Annotated in this window: 24 protein-coding genes; 20 read left to right on the forward strand and 4 right to left on the reverse strand. The window is 56.9% G+C overall.

Annotation, left to right across the window (positions count from 1 at the left end):
• Positions 1 to 116 precede the first annotated feature (116 nt).
• The 11 genes from ACZ5IU_RS08220 to ACZ5IU_RS08270 all read left to right on the forward strand — a co-directional run bounded on the left by ACZ5IU_RS08220 (position 117) and on the right by ACZ5IU_RS08270 (position 9,935).
• On the forward strand, positions 117 to 1,070 hold the full coding sequence (locus ACZ5IU_RS08220; protein WP_464416169.1) for a TAXI family TRAP transporter solute-binding subunit: 954 nt from the start codon (positions 117 to 119) through the stop codon (positions 1,068 to 1,070).
• A 250-nt stretch (positions 1,071 to 1,320) separates the two neighbouring features.
• Positions 1,321 to 1,752, forward strand: coding sequence for a DUF1850 domain-containing protein (locus ACZ5IU_RS08225; RefSeq protein ID WP_464416170.1), 432 nt, complete (start codon positions 1,321 to 1,323; stop codon positions 1,750 to 1,752).
• Entirely contained in the window at positions 1,667 to 3,640 is a 1,974-nt protein-coding gene (locus ACZ5IU_RS08230; protein ID WP_464416171.1) for a TRAP transporter permease, read from the forward strand. The genes ACZ5IU_RS08225 and ACZ5IU_RS08230 overlap by 86 nt, the downstream gene beginning before the upstream one ends.
• Entirely contained in the window at positions 3,633 to 4,721 is a 1,089-nt protein-coding gene (locus tag ACZ5IU_RS08235; protein WP_464416172.1) for an NAD/NADP octopine/nopaline dehydrogenase family protein, read from the forward strand. Before ACZ5IU_RS08230 ends, ACZ5IU_RS08235 begins: the two co-directional genes overlap by 8 nt.
• 12 nt (positions 4,722 to 4,733) lie before the next feature.
• Positions 4,734 to 5,774 (forward strand): ornithine cyclodeaminase, encoded by a 1,041-nt coding sequence (locus ACZ5IU_RS08240; RefSeq protein WP_464416173.1) that lies wholly within the window; start codon positions 4,734 to 4,736, stop codon positions 5,772 to 5,774.
• Positions 5,775 to 5,855: 81 nt separating this feature from the next.
• A complete protein-coding gene (locus ACZ5IU_RS08245; RefSeq protein ID WP_464416174.1) occupies positions 5,856 to 6,281 on the forward strand; it encodes a hypothetical protein in 426 nt (141 codons plus the stop codon).
• A gap of 227 nt (positions 6,282 to 6,508) precedes the next feature.
• Positions 6,509 to 6,634 (forward strand): hypothetical protein, encoded by a 126-nt coding sequence (locus tag ACZ5IU_RS08250; protein ID WP_464416175.1) that lies wholly within the window; start codon positions 6,509 to 6,511, stop codon positions 6,632 to 6,634.
• Between the two features lie 7 nt (positions 6,635 to 6,641).
• Positions 6,642 to 7,847, forward strand: coding sequence for an N-acetylglucosamine-6-phosphate deacetylase (gene nagA, locus ACZ5IU_RS08255; RefSeq protein WP_464416176.1), 1,206 nt, complete (start codon positions 6,642 to 6,644; stop codon positions 7,845 to 7,847).
• Positions 7,848 to 7,893: 46 nt separating this feature from the next.
• Positions 7,894 to 8,913, forward strand: a complete 1,020-nt coding sequence (locus tag ACZ5IU_RS08260; RefSeq protein WP_464416177.1) for a ComEC/Rec2 family competence protein — start codon at positions 7,894 to 7,896, stop codon at positions 8,911 to 8,913.
• A complete protein-coding gene (locus ACZ5IU_RS08265; RefSeq protein ID WP_464416178.1) occupies positions 8,910 to 9,125 on the forward strand; it encodes a DUF3006 domain-containing protein in 216 nt (71 codons plus the stop codon). Before ACZ5IU_RS08260 ends, ACZ5IU_RS08265 begins: the two co-directional genes overlap by 4 nt.
• A gap of 18 nt (positions 9,126 to 9,143) precedes the next feature.
• Entirely contained in the window at positions 9,144 to 9,935 is a 792-nt protein-coding gene (locus ACZ5IU_RS08270) for a PP2C family protein-serine/threonine phosphatase (RefSeq protein WP_464416179.1), read from the forward strand.
• Here the strand turns inward: ACZ5IU_RS08270 and ACZ5IU_RS08275 are convergent.
• Positions 9,901 to 10,557 carry a GNAT family N-acetyltransferase gene (locus ACZ5IU_RS08275; RefSeq protein WP_464416180.1) on the reverse strand — a complete coding sequence of 219 codons (657 nt, stop codon included), beginning with the start codon at positions 10,555 to 10,557 and terminating at the stop codon, positions 9,901 to 9,903. The two genes, ACZ5IU_RS08270 and ACZ5IU_RS08275, sit on opposite strands and share 35 nt — an antisense overlap.
• A 162-nt stretch (positions 10,558 to 10,719) precedes the next feature.
• On the opposite strand from ACZ5IU_RS08275, the gene ACZ5IU_RS08280 reads away from it, so the two are divergent.
• From ACZ5IU_RS08280 to ACZ5IU_RS08320, 9 genes are all read left to right on the forward strand, one after another.
• Entirely contained in the window at positions 10,720 to 11,109 is a 390-nt protein-coding gene (locus ACZ5IU_RS08280) for a winged helix-turn-helix transcriptional regulator (protein ID WP_464416181.1), read from the forward strand.
• A gap of 270 nt (positions 11,110 to 11,379) precedes the next feature.
• Complete coding sequence (locus ACZ5IU_RS08285; RefSeq protein ID WP_464416182.1) at positions 11,380 to 12,168, forward strand: CARDB domain-containing protein; 789 nt, start codon at positions 11,380 to 11,382, stop codon at positions 12,166 to 12,168.
• 156 nt (positions 12,169 to 12,324) lie between these two features.
• The gene (locus ACZ5IU_RS08290; RefSeq protein ID WP_464416183.1) at positions 12,325 to 14,184 is read left to right on the forward strand and encodes a RyR domain-containing protein; all 1,860 of its coding nucleotides are present in this window, start codon (positions 12,325 to 12,327) and stop codon (positions 14,182 to 14,184) included.
• Between the two features lie 127 nt (positions 14,185 to 14,311).
• Positions 14,312 to 15,649, forward strand: coding sequence for an AAA family ATPase (locus tag ACZ5IU_RS08295; RefSeq protein ID WP_464416184.1), 1,338 nt, complete (start codon positions 14,312 to 14,314; stop codon positions 15,647 to 15,649).
• Positions 15,649 to 16,281: an RloB family protein gene (locus ACZ5IU_RS08300; protein WP_464416186.1), complete on the forward strand. Its 633-nt coding sequence runs from the start codon at positions 15,649 to 15,651 to the stop codon at positions 16,279 to 16,281. Before ACZ5IU_RS08295 ends, ACZ5IU_RS08300 begins: the two co-directional genes overlap by 1 nt.
• Positions 16,278 to 16,784, forward strand: coding sequence for an O-acetyl-ADP-ribose deacetylase (locus ACZ5IU_RS08305; protein WP_464416188.1), 507 nt, complete (start codon positions 16,278 to 16,280; stop codon positions 16,782 to 16,784). Before ACZ5IU_RS08300 ends, ACZ5IU_RS08305 begins: the two co-directional genes overlap by 4 nt.
• Before the next feature lie 159 nt (positions 16,785 to 16,943).
• Positions 16,944 to 17,354, forward strand: coding sequence for a type VII toxin-antitoxin system MntA family adenylyltransferase antitoxin (gene mntA, locus ACZ5IU_RS08310; RefSeq protein WP_464416190.1), 411 nt, complete (start codon positions 16,944 to 16,946; stop codon positions 17,352 to 17,354).
• Entirely contained in the window at positions 17,351 to 17,764 is a 414-nt protein-coding gene (gene hepT, locus ACZ5IU_RS08315) for a type VII toxin-antitoxin system HepT family RNase toxin (protein WP_464416192.1), read from the forward strand. The genes mntA and hepT overlap by 4 nt, the downstream gene beginning before the upstream one ends.
• A gap of 234 nt (positions 17,765 to 17,998) precedes the next feature.
• A complete protein-coding gene (locus ACZ5IU_RS08320) occupies positions 17,999 to 18,460 on the forward strand; it encodes a type I restriction-modification system subunit M N-terminal domain-containing protein (RefSeq protein ID WP_464416194.1) in 462 nt (153 codons plus the stop codon).
• Between the two features lie 474 nt (positions 18,461 to 18,934).
• On the opposite strand, the gene ACZ5IU_RS08325 is transcribed toward ACZ5IU_RS08320, so the two are convergent.
• The 3 genes from ACZ5IU_RS08325 to ACZ5IU_RS08335 all read right to left on the reverse strand — a co-directional run bounded on the left by ACZ5IU_RS08325 (position 18,935) and on the right by ACZ5IU_RS08335 (position 21,871).
• A complete protein-coding gene (locus ACZ5IU_RS08325) occupies positions 18,935 to 19,738 on the reverse strand; it encodes a M20 metallopeptidase family protein (protein WP_464416196.1) in 804 nt (267 codons plus the stop codon).
• A gap of 222 nt (positions 19,739 to 19,960) precedes the next feature.
• The gene (locus ACZ5IU_RS08330) at positions 19,961 to 21,058 is read right to left on the reverse strand and encodes a mandelate racemase/muconate lactonizing enzyme family protein (protein ID WP_464416198.1); all 1,098 of its coding nucleotides are present in this window, start codon (positions 21,056 to 21,058) and stop codon (positions 19,961 to 19,963) included.
• 24 nt (positions 21,059 to 21,082) lie between these two features.
• Positions 21,083 to 21,871, reverse strand: coding sequence for a serine hydrolase (locus ACZ5IU_RS08335; RefSeq protein WP_464416200.1), 789 nt, complete (start codon positions 21,869 to 21,871; stop codon positions 21,083 to 21,085).
• Positions 21,872 to 21,878: the final 7 nt, after the last annotated feature.

Genomic DNA, 21,878 nt, shown 5'->3' on the forward strand with positions numbered 1-21,878 from the left:
GACTGAGTTCGTGTTCCTTTCCATATCTTTCTGCACCATCCCGGCTTCATTTGAGGACGGCGCATGGGGCGTCTCTTCGGTGTGTTCCATAACAAATCTGCAGGGAGGCGAGAAATATGGGATTCGGAAAACGTACGGTGTTTCTTCTCTTCACGGTTCTTTTTTGCGTGAGCGGTTCCGCGTATGCTACCGAGAGGCTTTCCCTTGCCACCGGCGGTACGGCGGGAAGTTATTATCCGATTGGTTCAGGCATCGCGTCGATCGTCATGAAGAATGTTCCCGGAATCGAGATAACCGCCGAATCGACCGGAGCTTCCGTGGCGAATCTGAAAATGCTCCGCGAGAAGAAGGTCGAGCTGATTCTTGGTGCGTCCAACACGTCATGGGGAGCCTACAAGGGTGAACCTCCCTTCAATGATAAACCCGTCACGAATATCCGCGGAATCGCCTGTCTCTACCCCGAAATATTTCAATTTATCGTGCTGAAGAACTCGGGAATGCAGAGTATTCCCGATCTGAAAGGCAAAAAGATCGCTGTCGGCGCGCCGGGAAGCGGGACCGAACGGACCGCGAAGATGGTCCTCGAAGCGCACGGACTGACCTATAACGATGTCGAGGAACAGTTCCTGAACTTCGGAGAAGCCGTTACGGCGCTCAAGGACCGACTCATCGATTGCGCGATAGTTGGGTCCGGTATTCCGACGTCCGCAGTGGTCGATATTTCGACGACGCTCGACATCGGGCTCCTCAAGGTGGACGAAACGGTAACGAAGAGTTTCCTGAAAGGTGTCCCATATCTTTCGTTGATCGAAATTCCGGCTGATACGTACCGGGGCGTCACGACGGGAATCCTGACCGTGGCGAGTCCCGCCATTCTGAGCGCGGAAGCCGGACTTGGCGAGGCGACGGTCTACAAGATCACGAAGGCCGTGTTCGAACATCTGGGTGATCTTGCGGCCGTCCACGCCCAGGGCAAAATGATCACGCTGAAGACCGCTCTCAGCGCGATGTCGGTTCCCCTGCATCCGGGCGCGGAGAAATACTACCGGGAAGTCGGCGTTCTGAAATAGGCACCGAACGTGTTGCAGGCGGGTAGAGGTCTTTTTCGTACTGAAAACTCTGCCCGCTTTTGAAGGACGGTGATGAAAAGTCCCTTCACTCTGGAAACGAACAATCCTGTATGCACTTTCCCTTGTCGTAACCGGGTTCCTTTCGGCAGGACTCCTGTATTTTGTAATTCTACTGGAAATCGATCATTACGAGGGGAAGGAAACGGTTCTTTTCCGAAAACGGGTCGAGCAGGGATACTCGTTTGCGACAGTGATCCGGCACTCGGTTCATCATTCCCCTGTTTTCGAGTATTACTCCATAGATGCGAACGGTGGAATCGTGCTCACGGAAACAAGGCTTCAGGACCTCGGATGGGGAGTTCCATCATCTTTCAGGGAGCATTGCAGATTCCAGGATAATTTTCTGATCATCGAAGCGATAAACAGACCGATCGGCTTCATCCCGTTCAGGGTGAGCCATATGACCGGACCATACCTTTTGCTCGATGACGGCTACAGACGAATTGATCTTGCGACGATTGTCGAGGACGGTGAAAGAGTCGATATCCGGACGCGAAGAGTCTCTCTTCTGGAGTATCTGATACGAGGTGAGATCGATGCTTTTCCTGGACAGAAAAAAGAAAAAGCCGCTTCCTGTGGCCGACTTCAGAGAACTGGACGACGTATTCAACAGGAATCGTGATCTAACGGGAGTCGCCGGTCGCATCTGCTGTGCGCTTGCGGTCGCCATGTCTCTTTTTCATTTGTATTCCTCGGGCGCGAGCATGCTTCCCCAAATGCAGCACCGTGCAATACACCTGGCTTTCGCGCTTTCTCTGACGTTCTTTCTCTACCCGTCTTCCAGCGGATACAGAAAGAAGCTTCCATGGTTCGACTGGGTCGCCGTCGCACTTTCCCTTGGAATCGGAGCCTACCTGACTCTGGACTATATCAATCTGGTCGCGAGAGCGGGAGATCCCGCGACACGAGATCTCGTGTTCGGCGGAATCACCATCCTTCTCGTTCTGGAAGCCACGAGAAGGACCATGGGGTGGCCTCTGGTCATCGTTGCCGCGGGATTTCTGCTGTATGCGTTCTTCGGTCACCTGATCCCAGGAGCTCTCGGACACAAGCGGTACGACCTGTCCCGGGTCATCGAGCATATGTTTCTGACGAGCGAGGGTATCTACGGAGTTTCGATATACGTCACTGCGACGTATGTCTTCGTGTTCATCCTGCTCGGGTCTTTCCTGACGGAGACGGGGGGCGCGCAGTCCTTCATCGATCTCGCTTTTTCCGTCACCGGAAGATACAGGGGCGGCCCGGCGAAAGCCGCAGTCGTTGCGAGCGGCCTTATGGGAACAATATCGGGAAGCTCCTTCGCGAATGTCGCCGGAACCGGGACGTTTACGATCCCCCTCATGAAAAGCGTCGGATACAAACCGGAGTTCGCGGGCGGCGTCGAAGCGGCGGCTTCTTCAGGCGGACAGATCATGCCTCCGATAATGGGAGCCGCAGCCTTCATCATGGCGGAGATGACGGGCGTTCCCTACGGCAAACTCGTTGTCCATGCAACGATTCCCGCAGTCCTGTTTTATCTTTCGGTATTTCTCATGGTCGATCTCGAGGCGGCGAAGATGGGGCTGAAAGGATTGTCGAAAGCGCAGCTTCCGGGATTTCTGAAAACCCTCGGAAAGGGAGCGTTCCTGCTCCTGGCCCCACTGAGCATTTTCTATATGCTGCTGGCGGGCTATTCTCCGATAAAGGCTTCTTTTACCGCTGTAATCATGGTTATCGTCGCAAGTTTTCTGAGAAAGGAAACGAGGCTTTCGCCAAGGAAGTTTCTCAGAGCGCTCGAGATGGGCGCGCGCGGGTCCCTGAGCGTTATAGCGGCCTGCGCCGTGGCCGGACTGATCGTTGGGACCGTAACGCTTACCGGCGTCGGACTGAAATTCGCCGACCTGATCGTGACACTGGCGCGGGGAGAATTGTACCCCGCCCTCTTCCTGACGATGGTGGCGGCGATAATCATGGGAATGGGAATGCCCACCACGGCGCTGTATATCATCCTTGGAGCAATGGTGGCGCCGGCGCTTGTCAAACTGAACGTTCCGATCGTCGCGGCACATCTTTTCATCTTCTATTTCGGATGTATGGCGGCCGTGACGCCTCCGGTGGCGCTCAGTTCGTACCTTGCGGCCTCAATCGCAAAGGCGGATCCCGTCAGGACGGCTTTCAACGGCCTCAGACTCGCGTTGGCCGCGTTTATTCTGCCGTATATCTTCACGCTCGAGCCCAAACTGCTCCTGATCGGCGCGACGAAGATCGACGCCGTGATCGCAACGGTCACAGCCGTTTTCGGCATTGTCGCCATGGCTTCCTGTCTGGAAAACTACTTTCTCGGGAAATTGCGCATCTACCAACGGTTCCTGCTTGGAATAGCCGCGCTTCTCATGATGTATCCGGGGTTGAAATCGGATTTTGTCGGGATCGGGGCGATAGCTGCCGTTTTCCTCACGCAGAAATTTTCCCCACGAAATGCATTCCCAGCAAAAGCAGACTCGATTTCAGGAGGGAACTCTGATGATTGATGTCGCCGTCATTGCCGCCGGCAACGGAGGCACCGGCATAGCCGCCTGGATGTCGCTCAAAGGCTGCAACGTGAGCCTGTACGATAAAGACGAAGGAGTTTTGAAAGAAATTTCCGATGCCGGGGGGATCCATCTCAAAGGGACTGAACTTTCGGGATTCGCCCCGATTCGGAAGGTCACGTCCCATATCGCTGAGGCTCTGGAAGGGCGCAGGCTTATCATGGTGGCTTCTCCGGCTTTCGCCCACAAAGATATCGCCCGGGTTTGCGCGCCGTTCCTCGGCGACGGACAGACGGTGATTCTCAATCCGGGGAGAACGGCCGGAGCCATCGAATTTCGGAAAACGGCGAGAGATGTGAATCCGGACGCGTCCTTTACCGTCGGGGAAACACAATCCCTGATTTTCGCGTGCAGAAAGACTGGCTATGCCGAGACAACGATCTACAGCGTGAAGCGCCGAATGAAGGTCGCCGCTCTTCCGGCATCGAGGACTCCGGACCTTCTGGGGATTGCGGCGCCGTATTTTCCGCAGTTCGAGGCCGCGGAAAACGTTCTGGAAACGAGCCTGGGCAACATCGGTTCCGTCTTCCATCCGGCGCCGGCAATCCTGAATATAGCCCGCATCGAGGAAAAGGAAAGCTTCGAGCATTACAGGCAGGGCATCTCGCCAAGCGTGGCCAGGGTTCTCGAGCGGATCAACGATGAACGGATGGCCGTCGCCCGCGCCATGAATGTCAGGACGCAAGGCGCCCGAGAGTGGCTTCACGAAGTCTACGGGATGGACGTCGCGGAATCGGAATCCCTGTACGAAGCGATTCACAAACAGGAAGCATACAGGGGCATCAAGGCTCCGGCGGACGTATTTACGAGATACATCAGCGAGGATGTTCCCATGGGACTGGTTCCGCTCTCGGAACTGGGGCGGGCTTTCGGCGTCGGCGCCCCGACGATGGACGCCATCATTCTGCTTGCGGATATCATCCACGGAAAGGACTACAGGGCGACGGGACGGAATCTGAAGTCCCTGGGACTGGAAGGAATGTCCGCAACGCAGATCCGCGATTTCGTCGGCGGGGAATAGGAGGAGACTCCGATGGAACAGAAGCTCGAGTTTCTGTACCTGAGCCAGGAGGATGTCATTCGCTGCGGGGCCCTCGATATGGATATGGTTCTCGAACGTATCGAACGGTTCTTTTCCCTGCATGACCTTGGAGAATGCATCGTGCCGGACAAGGTGACGCTCCGGTGGGGGGACGCCGCTTCCGAAGCCGTGACGGGCAGAATAAACGGCATGCCCGGATTCGTCGGAGGAGACATACGAACGGCCGGAATCAAATGGATAGGAAGCAAGCCGTTGAATCCCCAAAGGCACGCCCTTCCGAGAGCGTCGGCGCTCACGATTCTCAACGACCCGGAAACGGGGGCGCCGCTGGCCGTCATGGATGGAACGGTCATCAGCGCGATGAGGACTGGAGCTGTGACGGGCGTGGCTGCGAAATATCTTGCTCGCAGGGATTCCGTGACGGCGGCCTTCATTGGAGCCGGGACACAGAATCATACCCAGATCCTGGCGGTGCGGACCGCGATTCCCTCCCTGTCGGAAATCCGGCTTTTCGATATTTCTCAGGAGAGAATCGACGCGTTTATCGATATCGAAAGAGAGCGATTCCCGGGAATTCCTCTGGTCGGGGTTTCTACGGCGGAGGAAGCCGTCAGGGGCGCCGATATCGTCGTTACGGCGACGACGTCCCTGACGCCGATTGTCCGCGCGGAATGGATACGGAAGGGAGCTTTTCTTGCCAATATAGGAAATTACGAGTTTGAATTCGAAGCCGTACGGCTGGCCGACAAAATCGTAGCGGACAATTGGGATGCGATCCTTCACAGGGGTATTCAGACGCCGGCGATCATGGCCAATATGGGGAAACTGGAACGGGGAGAGTTGCATGCGGAACTCGGATCCATCGTAAACGGCAAGTTTTCGGGCCGCGAAACATCCGATGAAACGATATTTTTCTGCGCCGTCGGTATGGGGGCGGAAGACATCGTCGTTGCGCGGAAGATCTTCGACGAAGCCGTCTCCAAAGACATCGGAACCTGGTTGACGCTGTGGGAGCGGCCGTTCTGGGTATAGAAACCGTCCGCACCCCCGGATGGGAACTTTCCCATGCTATAATTCAACAATGAATTCACCACTTGCGGGGGTGCTGCACAGATGAAGAAACTGTTCGCGGTCTTCGCGCTTGCCGTTCTTGCCGTTTCCGCTCCGGCCGCCTTTGCCGACGGGGAATATCCGAACATCGTCGGACGCTGGGTGGGATATATCATGGCGATCAACCAGCAGTGCGCCCTGCAGCAGCGGGGAAAGGCCGTGTACGTCTTCGAGAAGCAGGACGGCCCGGTCTTCAGCGGCTATATGGAAGCCAGATACCCCGACGGGACGAAATACAGCAAACCGGTCGAAGGGTTCGTCGGAGGGGTCGGGGGGAACGACGATTTCGACATCGTCTTCTCCGACGACAAGGGCGGATTCGCTCACGGCGACCTCGCGATGGACTGGCGCGAGATGGCGCTCTACCACGTCGAGCCCGGCGGCGAGGGGTGGGCGACCGTCACGAACCTTCGCCGCACGAGGAAATAGCCTCCGAACCGTCGTGCGGAAAACGACACGAACGGGCCGTTCTCCCTTTGGGAGAATGGCTTTTTTGTGTTTTCTGTATTTTTAAGAAAAATGATACAATGCCTGCTGTGAACATTCCATTTCTCATCGTGATCGCCCCCTGAAGCCCGGGAGGCGCCTCGGATCTGACCGGGCGAACGCTCCGGCGTCGAAAGCGTCGTCGCGCTTTCCGAAAGGGGACTGAAACCATGAAAATCAGAATATACGAAACGCCAGAAGAGCTCGCGGCGGATGCCGCGAGTGACGGAGCCTCGCGCATCATACGGGCGCTCCTCGCCCGGTTCGGCGTCACGGATCTTCGAGATGCGAAGTGACGCGGGCATGGACGTGACGGTCTTCGCGAACGGACTCGTCTTTCTCGGCGACGGCTTCGCGCGCGCCGACGTCCTCTGCCGCGCCGGCCGGATCGAACGCATCGCGCCGGGGATCGTCCCGCGGGATGGGGACAGGGTCGTCGATCTGTTCGGGCATCGTCTCGTCCCTGGATTCGTCGACATCCACGTCCACGGCGGCGGAGGCGCGGACTTCATGGACGGAAGCGAGGACGCGATCCGCATCGTCTGCCGGACACACGCGCGCCACGGCACGACGACGCTCTGTCCGACGACGCTGACGGCGCCGGACGATGAGATCTCGGGCTTTCTCGATGTCGTCAGGCGTCTGGTCCGGACGGCCGGAGGGGATCGCCCCTTCCAGGACGGGGCCAGGATCGGCGGCGTCCACGTCGAGGGGCCGTGGCTCGCGCCGTCGCAGGCCGGGGCGCAGGACCGCGCGTACCTTCGCCCTCCGTCGCCCGCCGACCTCGAACGCCTCCTGGGTTCGTGCGAGTGCGTCTCGATCGTCACGATCGCGCCCGAACTCGACGGCACGTGCGCGTGCGCCGCGTGGCTCGCGGAACGCGGCGTCGTCCCCGCTATGGGGCATTCGGACGCGACGCTTGCGCAGGTTCGCGATGCCGTGGACTGCGGTTTCCGCCACATGGTCCACTTCTACTCGGCGATGAGCTCCGTGAGGCGCGACCGGGGATACCGGATCCCCGGAATGGTCGAGGCCGGATACCTCTTCGACGACGTCACGGTCGAGGCGATCGCGGACGGCCGGCATCTGCCGCACGAACTGCTCAGGCTCGTCCAGAGAGTCAAGGGAACGGATCGCGTGGCGATGGTGACGGACGCGATGCGCGGCGCCGGAATGCCCGAAGGGACGTGGCGGCTCGGCAGCCTGAGGTGGGGGCGCGACGTCATCGTCGAGGAGGGGGTCGCGAAACTTCCCGACCGCAGCGGCTTCGCAGGAAGCGTCTGCACGATGGACCGGGCCGTGCGGACGGCCGTCGCGGCGGAAATATCGCTCGCCGACGCGCTCCGGATGGCATCGGAGACGCCCGCGCGGATCCTCGGGATGCAGGACCGGCGAGGACGCATCGCGCAGGGGTTCGACGCCGATTTCGCGTGCCTCGGCGACGATCTCGGGGTCCGGATGGCCGTTGTCGCCGGGGAGATCGCGTTCGATACGTCCGCCGGCGGATAACGCCCGAGTTCCGGAGCGCCGAAACACACGCGAGGGAGGTGCGTTCATGAAAACGCGAATCCGATTCCTGTCGCGTCTGTTCCTGCTTTTCGCCTGTATTCTCGCTGCGCTCCCAGCGCTCGCGTCCGGGATCGCGATGCACGTCATCGATGTCGGCCAGGGAGACTCGATATTCATCCAATTCCCGAACGGCTCGACGATGCTTGTGGATGCCGGACCTGCCGATGCCGGACCGACCGTGGTCCGATATCTGAAGAATCTCGGCGTCCGGAAGATCGACATCCTCGTGCTGACGCACCCGCACTCCGACCATCTCGGCGGCATGAGCGACGTCCTCGCCGCGTTCGGGATCGGCAAGATCTGGGACAGCGGATACCGGCACGGCTCAGGACTCCAGCGGCGGTTCCTCGAGGCGGTCGCGGGGAAGAAGATCCGGTTCGGCCGGCCGAAGGCGGGCTTTTCGGAGCTCGTCGGGGCCGCGGTCATCGACGTTCTCGCGCCCATCAGGGAGATCTCCGGCACGAAGGGGGACGTCAACAACAACTGCCTCGTTCTGCGCGTCTCCTACGGGTACTTCACGGCGCTCCTCATGGCCGACGCCGAAAGGGAGGAACGGGCGTCGGTCGGGGCGTTTCCGCAATCGGCGATTCTCAAGGTCTCCCACCACGGGTCGCACAACGGAACGGACGCGGCCTTCCTGAGGCAGGTCCGTCCGGAGGTGGCCGTCATCTCCTGCGCCGCGGAGAACGACTACGGTCACCCGCACGAAGCGGTCCTCCGGATGCTCGGGGAAGCCTGGGTTCCGTGGCGCTCGACGGCGAAGGACGGCAGCGTCGTGATCTCGAGCGACGGCAGGAGGCTCTTCCTCAAAACGGGTGCGCAGACCTCCGCGGCCGTCGGGGCTGCGGCGGCGGGCGGAGGGGGCTACATCGGAAACGTCAGGAGCAGGGTCTTCCATCTGCCGACCTGCACGGGGCTTCCCGACGAGAAGAAGCGGGTCCGCTTCGACGACAGGGAAGACGCGATACGCGAGGGCTACACGCCCTGCGGGAGGTGCAATCCGTGAGAGCGTTCGTCGATTCGGTTGAGGATGGCGTTGTGCGGGTTCTGCTCGGAGAGGACGAGTCGGTTGCGGTGACCCTTCCGGCGGAGTGGCTTCCGGAAGAGGTTCGAGAGGGGCAGGTTCTGCGGGTCACGTGGGAGGCGGACGAAAAGGAGACGGAAGCCGCGAGGAAATCCGTCGACGACCTCTACGCGCAGCTCGGGGACAATCCCTAGCGCGGGAGGCGCCTCCGAGTGTTCCGCGTCCGGTACGCGTTCTTCACGAATACCGGGGACGTCCGCTCGGACAACGAGGACGGTCTCCTGATCGACGGACGCGTCGTCACCGGCGACATGGATTGCCCCGAAAGCGGCGTCGCGGGGCCGTTCGAGACCCCGGCGCTCTTTATCGTCGCCGACGGCATGGGAGGCTGCGCCTGCGGCGAGGTCGCGTGCCGCGTTCTGCTCGAAGCGATCCGCGACCAGGCGCGCGCGTTCGCCGGCGCCCTCGGCGAAGAGGACGACCCCGTCCGTCTTGGCCGCATGGTGACGCGTGCGCACCGGCGGATGAACGAAATGGCGGAAGAAACCCCGGGGATGCGCGGCATGGGGGCAGCGGCGGCCGGAGTCCTGGTCCGGAAAGCATCCGTACTCGCTTTCAACGTCGGGGATTGTCGTGTGTACCGCTGCGGCGACGAAAACTTCCGGAAGGTCACGCACGACCACTCAGTCGTGCAGCGTCTGCGCGACGAGGGAACGATCACCGACGAGGAGATGCGCGTCCACCCGATGCGAAACCGCGTCACCTCGGCCGTCATGGCCGGGACGACTCCGCCGAGGCTCTACGCGGCACACCTGCCGGACGTTTCCGGGCGGCTGCTCGTCTGTTCCGACGGCGTCTGGGAGGCGCTGCCTCACGACGAACTCGGGCGATGCGCGTCTCTTTCCGAAGCGGAAAACGCGGCTTCGAGTCTCGCCGACGCCCTGCGCCGGGCGGGGCGCGCCGACAACGTCACATTCGTCCTTCTCGATATCGAAGGAGACTGACGCCGCCCGTCTGCCGCGCCGTTCCGCCCCTCCCCGTCACGCACCTCCTGTGCGACGAGTCCACAAACGTGTACACGGCCTTGATGAACCCGCCGAAGACGTCATGACTGAAGGTAAAACCCCGTTTGAGGTAGAAATCGAGCGCCTCGTCGTTGCCGTTCGAGATGAAGATGAAAACGACGGGGACGTCCATGAAGCTTTCGAGCCATTCCATCGCCAGGTCGAACAGTTTCGACCCGAGCCCGATGTGGCGGTATCCGTCGCGGAGATACAGGTTGCTCAGACAGCCGACCTTCGAGGAAAAATCGGGCCAGTCCGGGTAGAACCCCTTTCCGTTCTCGACCTTCGGGGCCCAGTCCGGAATCGCGTCACGTCCCTCTCCGACGCTCTCGATCGTCGAAAAGACGTACCCTACGGGAATATCGCCGTCCTTCGCGACTATGAGCTGACGGTCGAGCGCGTGCTGCCAGCTCCGCTTCATCCGCGTATCGAAGTTCATCGAGTCGAAACACTCGGGCGAAATCGTCGCCTTCGCCTTCTGGAACGCCATCAGCTCGTCGCAGAGATCCCTGCACTGCTCTATATTCCCGTCGCGAACGATACCGATCGTTATGTCTTTCATGGAAAATCATCTCCTCCGCCGTATTCGAAGACCCGTATTGTTTTTCGCAGCTGCTGATGGTACTGTACGCACATTACATTCCTTTCGCAAGTATGCACCTTTTGGTAACCTTGCCTACCTGAAGGTATGTAATGTGATGCAACAGGACACGGAGGTGTTCGAATGAACGGAAAGTGCCCCATCGAATGTACGCTCTCGCTGATCAACGGAAAGTGGCGGCTGCTGATCCTCAAGGAACTTTCACAGGGGCCGCTGCGCTACGGGCAGCTCGGTGCGCAGATCCCGGCCGTCAGCGCGAAGGTGCTCACGCAACAGCTCCGCGAGATGGAAGGCGATGGCCTGATCGTGCGCACGGTCTACGCGGAAGTGCCGCCGCGCGTCGAATACTCGCTGACGGACATGGGCGCGAGCATCTTCACGGTGTTCACCGAACTTCGCCGCTGGGGGCTCGAAGAAGACAGGGTCCACGAGGTCCACTGTTCTTTCTGCGGCAAATGCCGGCCATTCATCGGCGGCAAGGACGGAACGGCCGCTCTCCGGGAAGACGCATAGCCCCGTCGCCCGACGATTCTCCCTTCCCGTGACTCCCCGGAATACCGCCCCCGAAACCCTGAAAAGTCAAGAAGAGACGGAATAGAGGTACAATAATACGTCACGGAACGGGAATCTCCGAACCCGGCGACTGCGCGCGCCGACGCAGGAGGAGGTGTTTGGGGGACGACGCAGGAGGTGCGCGGTCGTCCTGGCGAGACGCGGGAAATGCGGCGGTGTCAGTGAAACGGTGATATGCGGCTTCTACGAAAAGACCGGAGGTGAACCGCGGTGAGTGAAATTCGATTTTCGGCCCGGCGTGCGCGGGTTGCGGGAGTGCTCGCGTTGCTTCTCCTCGGTATGGCAAGTTCCGCGTATGCGGTCTCGGCGACGTTGTCGGTGACACCGTCTCCGGTGGTCAAACCCGGAGACGCGCTGACCTTTACGGCCCAGGTGGCGTATCAGAATCCGGCCCCCGTCGTGTCGGTCTATCTGGGCGGCACGATGTGGACGACCGAGCTCCAGACGGTGAAATATCCGACGCCCGGACAGATCGGAACGGTGACGTTCTCGAAGACCTATACCGTTTCAGATTCCGCGAAAAACGGTTCGACGCTGTGCTTCGTGGTGGCGGCCGGCGGCGGCAACGTGGATATCAAGCAGCCGATCAGCGAAAAGACCTGCATTACGGTGAAGTACACGCTCACGGTGCAGAAGGGACCGGCGACCGCGCAGCTGAACGTGAAGCCGCTGCTCCCCGACCTCGTCGTCTCGGATGTCCATATCGACCAGTCGAACGCGAAGATCGTCCGGGCGAAGGTCGTGAACAGCGGAGTCGGCACGGCCCCGGCGAGCGTCCTGTGCGTCCAGGTGCGGCTGTGGTCGGGCGGAGGCTCCAAGCAGCTCGCGAACAAACAGGTGTCCGTGAAGGCGCTGAAATCCGGCGAATCGGTTTCGATCGCCGTGGATACCGGTGTCATGGGATCCTTCTTCTACGAGCTGACCGCAGACTGCACGGGCACGGTCTCCGAATCGAACGAAACCAACAACAAGACAACGCTGGACCGGACGATCAAGTGACGTTTTCGTACACACGACGACTCGGGGGGCCGGAGGACGATTCCTGTCCCCCGAGTCGTTTTCCTGCGGCGCGCGGCCGGCCGCGGCTGCCCCCTGCCCGCTGCCGACGGTATAATGACCGTATCGCGACGTCGAACGCGAAAGGAGCGCTCTGCGATGCCGAAGATACGGAGCCGGAGCTATCTGACGTTCAACAGACTCATCAAGGAAAGCGTTTCCGCACAGATCGCCGCCGCGCTCGCGGGACTTTTCATCGTCGGTTTCATCCTGTGGGGATCGTGGTATGCGGGGCTTATCCCGCTCGCCGGATTCTTCATCGCGCAGAGCGTCAACATCGGGGCGAGACTCGCCCGGGACGGCCGCGAAGGAAAACGGCGATGTTGGCTCGGCGGCGGATACACGGCCATCCTCGGTTGGGACGAAACCGCCCCCGGAATTCTCAGGAAAAACATGGGAGAAGACGGCCGGATCGTCGTCCTTTCGTCGATTCCGACGGAACGCATCCGGAAGGAGCTTGCCGCCGCCGACATCGGCCGCAACAGGCGACTTTTCCTCTACAACGGGAACTATGGCGACGAAGAGGAAATCGCGGGCCTGTCGCCCGACAGGGCGGCGAGGCTTTACATCCTCGGCGACGCGGACGATCCGTCACGCGACAGCAGGAACATCGAAACGGCCGTCAAGATCCTCGATTTTCTCGGGACGACCCCTCCACCGCACGCGATCGACTGTTTCTTCCATATCTACGACCTGTATATCTTCAACATGATGCAGGGCAGCGACTACTTCTCCGAATCCGACCGGAAATACCTGAACATCCGTCTGTTCAACTTCCACGAGGAGTGGGCGCAGCGACTCTGGAGCACGATCCCCGAGGACGGGGACGAGCACCTCTTCCCAGCCCTCGCCTACGCTCCGGATCGGCTGGCCCGGGGGGATGCCGTCCACCTCGTCATCGCCGGATTCGGCAGGATGGGACAGGCGCTCGTCGTCGAGGCGATCCGCGTGTGCCACTACGCCAACGGGGCGAAAACGAAAATCACCGTCATCGATACGGACGTCGAGCGCGAGCGCGACGCGTTCGTCAGCCACTTTCCGGCCTTCGACGAAACGGGACGATGCACGCTCCGCGACATCGACATCGAATTCGTCGCAGACTCGCTCGAATCGCCGCGGACCACCGCATTCCTGAAGGCCCTCTACCGGGACGACCGGCAGATGACGACCGTCGTAATCTGTTTTTCCGACGTCGACAGGGCCATGTCCGCGGCGCTTGCCCTCCCGGTCGAAATAAAGAAATCGGAAATTCCGGTCCTGATCCGCCAGGAGGGGCATACGGGACTGCGTGCCCTCAAGGAGCGCTTCGACGAGAGCCGGAACATCGACGGCGTTCAGATCTGGAAGAACATCCACTATTTCGGCGGTCTGGACGAATACGTCCACGACGAGACGCAGAACGAACGCCTCGCGATGCTGCTCAACGCGCTCTCCCGGATGCACGACCTCGATTCCGTGGCGCTGGACGCGGCCATCACGGACGCCCGGGAACAGAAGTGCGGAAGCCTCGAGGAATACTTCTGGGCGCGGCAGAAGGAAACGTTCCGCTGGTCGAGCCGCTATCGGGCGGCAGCGCTGGTCGAGCGGCTTCGTGGCTTCGGATGGACGTTCCGGTCGAGCGGATGCGGCGCTCGCATCTTCCGGATCGCCCCGGACTTCGACGCTCGCGCCGCCGAACGAGTGATCGAAGATATGGCCCGTTCCGGCGTTTTCCAGGAAGAGACCGTCGAACGCTTCGCGGAGGCCGAGCACGACCGCTGGCAGGCCGAACGCATCCTCGCGGGGTGGGAATACGCGCCCCAAACCGACAGGGAGAACCTGAAGCACGCCGACCTCAAGCCCTACGCGGACCTGTCACCGGAAACGCGGATGAAGGACATCCTCGTCGCCCGCATGCTCCCCGGACTGATACGGTCCTGTTGCGGCCGGGAACTGGTTTTTGCGTCATTACAGAGATAACGGGGAGACCATCGAAATGCACATGACATCGAAAGAGATTTTTTCTCCCAAAATTTGACTTTTGACCCGAAAGGGCTCTATATTTTCTCCATGAAGTGAGAAAATATCGTTTTGGAGGAATGATGATATGATCGTCCGTTTTTCGGTTGAGAACTGGATGTCTTTCCGCGGGAAGGCCGAGCTTTCAATGATCGCAAGCCGGGAGCGCCAGCATAGGGAACGTGTTTCGCGCGTAGAAAAATACAGGATGGGGATTCTTCCCATCGCCGCTGTATATGGTGGCAACGCTTCCGGGAAAACCAATTTCTTCAAAGCGCTAAGCTTCGCGAGAAAATTTGTCGTCGGAGTGACGCAACCAGACAGCCTGATTCCGGTCCAAACATTTCGGCTTGATGAGGACAGTCGAGAACATCCTGTTCGGTTTAGTTTCGAGCTTCTTATCGGTGAAACGATCTACGAATATGTGTTTGCGGTAACAAGTAGCGCAGTTATTGAGGAAAAGCTTGTCGAAATAACGAGTTCTGCCGAGAAAATTCTGTTCGATCGTCGTGATGGGGAACCCAATTTTTGCGAATCCCTCGGCAAGGACGACACTCTTCGCGTCGTTTTCAGAGGGACCAGAGACAATCAGTTGTTCCTTACAAACTCGGTTTCACAAAAAGTGGAAGTTTTTTCCCCGGTGTATTCCTGGTTCAGGGATTCACTCTTACTACTTACTCCCGAATCAAGATTCCAATCATTTGAACAGTTTCTTGACAGGGAGAACCTTCTGAATGCTACTATGTGCGAAATTTTGTTGCAATTTGATACCGGAATTAGCCATCTTGGTGGAGAAAATATTTCTTTTGAACTATTACCTCTTCCCGACGAGGTGAAGACCAAGCTGGAGGAAGATGTGAAGGAAAACGTAGCTGCTCGCATTGATTCGGGACCACGAGGCGAGTGTTTTCTGGTCACAAGGAAAAACAAGCAACTTCAGGTACAGAAGCTTGTCGCATTTCATCCAAGAGTGAATGGATCTGATGTTCCATTCGAGCTACGCGACGAATCTGATGGCACACGGCGTGTTATCGATCTGCTTCCCGCGTTTCTGGCTCTTTCATCCGAAAATAACAAGGTGGTTGTCATCGACGAGATCGACCGCAGTTTGCATACACTTTTGACGCGTCGCCTGCTCGAAATGTACTTGGGCGGCTGTTCGCCCGAAAGTCGCACACAACTTCTTTTCACGACGCATGACGTGCTTCAGATGGATCAAGACATGCTTCGTCGTGACGAAATGTGGGTCACTGAGAGAAACGCTCTTGGAGAATCGCGACTGTATTCGTTCAGCGAATACAAGGATGTTCGGTACGACAAGGATATTCGCAAGAGTTACCTTCAAGGGCGGCTCGGGGGAATTCCGAAAATCCTCTTCTGCGGCGCGTGTTCGAAAAGAGCGGACGACGGGAGCGGAAATGACTGATGAAAAAGCGACGATCCTTTCAGCGTCCGTCGGGTGAAAGGCCTTACAGGAAACTCTTTGTCCTGGCAACCGAGGGGAAAAGGACCGAACCGGAATATTTCTCGATCTTCAACGATGGCGATTGCGCCGTTCACATCGAGTGTATCAGAAGCGGAAGCAAAAGCTCTCCGGTGCAGGTTTTGGAGAGGATGGCGCGGCATCTCAAGAAAAAAGGGCTGAAAAAAACGGATGAAGCGTGGCTCATCGTCGATACGGACAAATGGACTGATATTCAGTTATCCCAGCTGTACTCGTGGTCTTCGGAAAAGGAAAATCATGGCATTGCGGTCAGCAATCCGGGATTTGAGTACTGGTTGTTGCTGCATTTCGACGACGGATCGAGAATCGACGGCATGCAATGTTGCCTTGATCGATTGAGGCAACATCTTCCGAACTACGACAAGAGCATCGGAATCAGGTCATTCCAGCGAGAGTTGATCGAAACGGCGGTCGAAAGGGCCAGAAAACGCGATACGCCTCCGTGCGAAGATTGGCCCCGAAATCCAGGCGTAACGACGGTCTACAGACTTGTTGCGAATATCCTGAAGGCGACGGGCCGTGATGCAATCAAGACGGAGGTGACGGATACATGACGCTCACAGCGATCAGGGCGGATATCACGACGCTGCGGGTCGACGCCATCGTCAACGCCGCGAACTCGACGCTGCTCGGCGGAGGAGGCGTCGACGGCGCGATACACCGGGCCGCCGGGCCGGAACTCCTCCGGGAATGCCGTCTCCTCGGCGGCTGCAGGACCGGAGACGCGAAGGCGACGAAGGGGTATCGCCTTCCCGCGAAGCACGTCATCCACACGGTGGGCCCCGTGTGGCATGGCGGCGGCCACGGAGAGGCGGAGCTTCTCGCCTCCTGCTACCGCCGCTCGCTCGAAACCGCCCGCGACCTTGGGTGCGCGAGCGTCGCCTTCCCGTGCATCAGCACGGGCGTCTACGGCTACCCGTTCGGCGAAGCCGCTCGGATCGCGGTCGATACGGTGCGCGCCGTCCTCGAAGCGTCTCCCGGCGATATGGACGTCACCTTCTGCTGCTTCTCCGAGAGCGACCTCGCCGTGTACGGGAAACTGCTGAGCGGGGCGTGAGCACGTAATCGGGCATTCTGCCGGACGTTCCTGTTCACGACGGTTCTTTTCGCAGACCGAGGTTTCCCGTTTCGGAGTGAAGATCGGTATTGAATTCGTTTTATGTCCGTCGAAACGATATAATGCTTTTGAACAGTATCTGAGAAGGCGGTGACGGCCGTGCAGGAGCATTCTGTCAAAAATGTAATTCTCCCGACGGTGTCCCGTTTCTTTCCGGATGCGCGCGCCGTCTACCTCTTTGGCTCTTTCGGCACGGAATACGAACGCCCCGACAGCGATATCGACCTCGCGATCCTCCTTCCGCCGTCAACGGGGAACCGTTCGAACCTTGAAGCGTGTCGCGCCGCCGTGGAGGAAATAACCGGGAGAGATGTCGATCTGATCGATCTTGGTCATGCGGATGCAGTCTTCCGGTTTGAAATCGTTCTGACGGGACGTCTCCTGACGCCGGTTACGAGCGATGTCCGTTCTTTCGAGATGCTGACCATGTCGCTGTACCAGAAGCTGAACGAAGAACGTGCGGACATCCTGAGCGACATCGTGGAAAAAGGAGTGGTGCTTTCGCGATGATCGACGACATCGTCCTCGGCAAGAAAGAGAGCATCGAACGGTGCATCCGGCGGATCCGGGAGTATTATGCGCGTCCTTCGGATCTTCCCTTCGAGGAGGATTATCTCAGGCGGGACGCCATAGCGATGAACATTCAGCGGGCGGCGGAACTCTGCATCGACCTTGCCAACCACGTCGTCAAGGCCAGGAAACTCGGGATCCCGAAGGAGAGCCGGGCGTCCTTCACCATGTTGGCCAGGGAAGGGCTCATACCGAAGGAACTCTCGAAACTGCTTGAAGGCATGGTCGGCTTCCGCAATGTCCTCATTCATGATTACCGGGAACTTGATATCGAGGTCATGAAAGACGTCATCGAACACAGGCTCGACGACCTTGTCGCGTTCACAGTCCGCGTGATGGAGATCGAGTAGTTCGCGGGGCGACAGCGCGGGATTGCAGTTCCTACGTGATCGAAAAATGAGAAGCGTTTCTCGAACCTCGCGCCCGAAGGCTCCTTAATAATCCGTTCTCGTGATATCCTCGGAGAAAATCGTCAGGGCTTATCGGCGTCTATTCGAAACGTCGCACGTTCGCAGCCCGGAAGAGCTGCGAGCAACGCGCCCGAAACCCCTGTGGACGACGAACGCGAGGAGTCATGACCGACAATGAATCATGTGATCCATAACGGCATCGTGAACTTCATATGGGGCATCGCCGACGACGTGTTGCGTGACGTCATTATGCGCGGCAAGTACCGCGACGTCATCCTGCCGATGACGGTCATTCGCCGTCTCGACGCGGTTCTAGAGCCGAGCAAGGAAAACGTCCTCGGCATGAAAAAGCGGCTCGACACGGCGAAGGTCGCCAACCAGCACGCCGCTCTCTGTCAGGCCTCAGGCGAGGCTTTCTACAATCTGTCGCCCTTCCCCTACGCGACCTCAAGAACCGCTCAAAGCAACAGCAGCTCAAGGCCGACTTCGAAGCCTATCTTGACGGCTTCTCGCCCAACGTGCAGGAGATCCTCGACAAATTCAAATTCCGCAACCAGATCCCCATGCGGAAAAATGACCGCGGTGGTCAAACTTCGGGCGTCCTTGACGATTAGGTTATTGTCAAAACCAACGTAGTTCAGTTCGGGCTTATTGTGATTACTTCTAAAGTGAATCCTTCGATTTGTCGCAAGTTAGGTTTTCGTGTTTTATGACAGCTGAGGACACAGGATTGCAATTCTTCTGTCCCGCTGCGAAGCTCGATCACTACATCTCGACTTATTATTTTACTCAGTTGATCGATCAGTCTAATGTAATTCTTGTAACAGTTATAGTTGCTGAAACATTGACCGACGTTATCATTGCTAAATGGATGGAATGTTTTATTCAAATGCAATATTTAAGAAATATTTTATACCTAAATCTATACACCTTTCGTCAGGTGAGAAAGATGGGTTGTGCAGTTTAGGGAAGCTTTCAACATCTATTTCACTTGGACAACAACCTATCCATGCGAAAAGGGAAGGTTTCGATTCGGCAAAGAAGGCGAAATCTTCAGCAACGAGTTCGGGAAATTTAGGAGTAATAATTTTAACCTCAGAAAATCGTTTTTTAGCAATTTAATAAAAACAGCGCGATACTTTCGTTATTTTTAAGCGCAGGATAACCACGAGTATACTCGAAGTTGCATTCCGCGCCATACCCGACAGAAGTATTGGTTGACAATCGTCTCAAGAGAAATTCTGCGTCGTTGCGCGCTTCTGAAGAGATGGTCCGGCAAGTTCCCTCAAGGGTGGCTCTATCAGCCAAGACATTATAGCGAGATCCAGCCGTCAATTTGCCGAACGTAATGGCGCATGCGGTTGTTGGATCTGTGGATCTCGATACAATAGATTGGAGAGATGTCAAAAGGTTTGCCGCAACTAAGACAGCATCCACTCCTTGGTGAGGTTTGGCCGCGTGAGCTCCCTTGCCTTCTATGCGTATGGTAACTCGATCGCTTGCGCCCATGAGCGGGCCTGGCTTGAGTCCGATTTCTCCTGTCCTAAAATCCGGCCAGACATGTGCTCCAAAAACGGCGCGAACTCCTTCAAGGGCCCCCTCAGCGATCATTTGTGCGGCGCCGCCTTTTGGGCTATCTTCCTCGGCGGGTTGGAAAAGGAACCTATAGTTTCTTGGGAGGTGCGTGCGGCATGCGCATAGAATCCTCATCAAACCGAAAAGAATCGACATATGGCAGTCATGTCCGCAAGCATGCATAACGCCTGGATTTTGAGAAGCAAAAGACAACCCCGTAATTTCCTCCAGAGGAAGAGCATCCATATCGGCTCTAAATGCAATTCTTTCTTGTAGCGCACTTGGAGCCGAACTGTCAAGATCGACAACTATGCCGGATCCTGCTATCCCTTTCCTCATCAATACTGGGAGAGTGCCTTAATAGGCCAGACAATCTTTCCTGAGTGGCAACTTCTCGATGAGAAAGTTCTGGAATATTGGCGCAGCTCTCTTCTTAAGACAATGGCGGCTTCTGTTGCCTGTGTTATTATTTTTTTGTTGAGATATTGAGTACGCATTTTTCAATTCCTCTCGAAAGAGCAGAAGAGAATCAATTGATTCTCTTCTGCTTCTCATTGGTTATTACTGAAATAACGATTCGTCGACCTCTACGCCTAATCCGGGAGTAGCGGGACATTGGAGAACGCCGTTGTTGATGGGGATCGGCTTTATCACGAGATTTCTCTCGTGAAGCTCGGTGCCGCACATCAGGTCACACGGTACTGAAAGAGCGGCTTGACTCGTGACGAAGTGTACGCTGGCAGCCTCTCCGATGCCAAGTTCCAGATTACTTCCTGCTGCAGCTTTGAGTCCCGCTGCCTCGACAATCGCAGCAATCTGTCCTGCGCGGTAAAGACCTCCAACTTTTCCGACCTTTATATTCACTAGATCAGCAACCTTGCCTTGGATTACCTTTCCCGCATCGTGTAGAGAGGAAACGCTTTCATCCGCCATTATTGGAATTCCGTTGGAGTGCTCGCGGACATGCCTCATCCCATCCAGATCCCATTTCCGCACCGGTTGTTCGAAAGTCTCGATGGCGCACGATCCTAGGCGTTTGATGAGGGAGATGGCGTCGACAGGGGAATAACCTTGATTTGCATCCAGTCTGAGGGGAATATCTGGGCCGAATATTTCCCTGAGCCTGAGAATCAGACGCGCATCCTTTTCCAGATCTTTGCCAACCTTTACCTTCAGGACTTTGTAGCCTTCTTCATATCGGAATCTTGCTTCCTCAACGGAACTATCGAAATCTTGCAGACCTATTGACCAAGCTAGGTATATATTTTGTCGAACCCTTCCCCCAAGAAAGTCGCAGACAGGAATGCCAAGGGTTTTCGCGGCCGCATCGTGCAAGGCTATATCGACAGCAGCTTTTGCGGCTGTATTCCCGTCGATCACATGATCCATTCTATTGTGTATCTTCGCGATATCAAAACAGTTCTCGCCTACGACGACATCACGAAGATGACGCTGGATCACAGTTTCAATCGTATACCCAGACTCTCCCATAAAAGCCGGGGCCGGAGACGCCTCTCCATAACCGCTAATACCATCCTCCGTCTTTATGCGAACGATGGTGTGGGCACGTTTACTGGTTGAATAGAGCGATATTTCCCAAGTCTTTTTCAGGGGAATCTCGACGACCTTAACTTGAAGATCTACAATGCGGCTAAACATTAAAAAATCACCTCCAAAAAATTGCTATATGTCTAATTCAGTAAAAACCTCACGTGCTACATATTGACAGAAACGTATTCCATCTTCGTTGTCGACGAGATCCTTTGTCAAGACAATAATGAACGCTCTTGGATCGTTCTCATGGTACAGAACGCCTACGTCATGCTCCGTTCCTGACAGGTCTCCGGTTTTATGGGCCAAAATTGCCCCCTTCGGTAACCCAAGAGGAAGCTTGTTATTGCATTGCTGTCGTTTGAGAATATCCAGCATTTTTTCACGAAGAGCACAGGAAGGATCCTGCCCGAAAAGTAATTTTTTGAAAAAAATAGCGATATCGGAAGGGCAAGTAAAGTTGTCTAATCCTTTCTGCTTGGCTTCAAGGTCCATCATTTTGCGTTGAAGAGATGTCTGTTTCATGCCTATTTTTCTAATCGTCTGATTAATTGCGTCCATCCCAAGAAGGTCAATAAGAAAATTTGTGGCGGTGTTGTCGCTAATGATGATCATTAAAGTTACAAGGTCTTCTAGAGAAAGCGAGATCCCAGAATGAAGTTCTTTCAGAACGCCAAATCCTCCTACCTTATTGCTTTGGTCAATCAGGAATTTTTGTGACAAACTAAGATGGTTAGATTCTATTTCTTTAAACACTTTCCACATGATTGGAAGTTTGATTAGGCTTGCAGCGGGAAATAGCTGACAGTCATTCCATGCGAACGTAACAGATTTTTCCTTCAGTGATTCTATTACTACTCCTGCAACACCGCGAAGATTGCGGATTTCTACGTTCAAGGAGTTCTCGAACCCAGGCATCATCTTACGC

The sequence above is a fragment of the Lactivibrio alcoholicus genome, assembly GCF_055390895.1.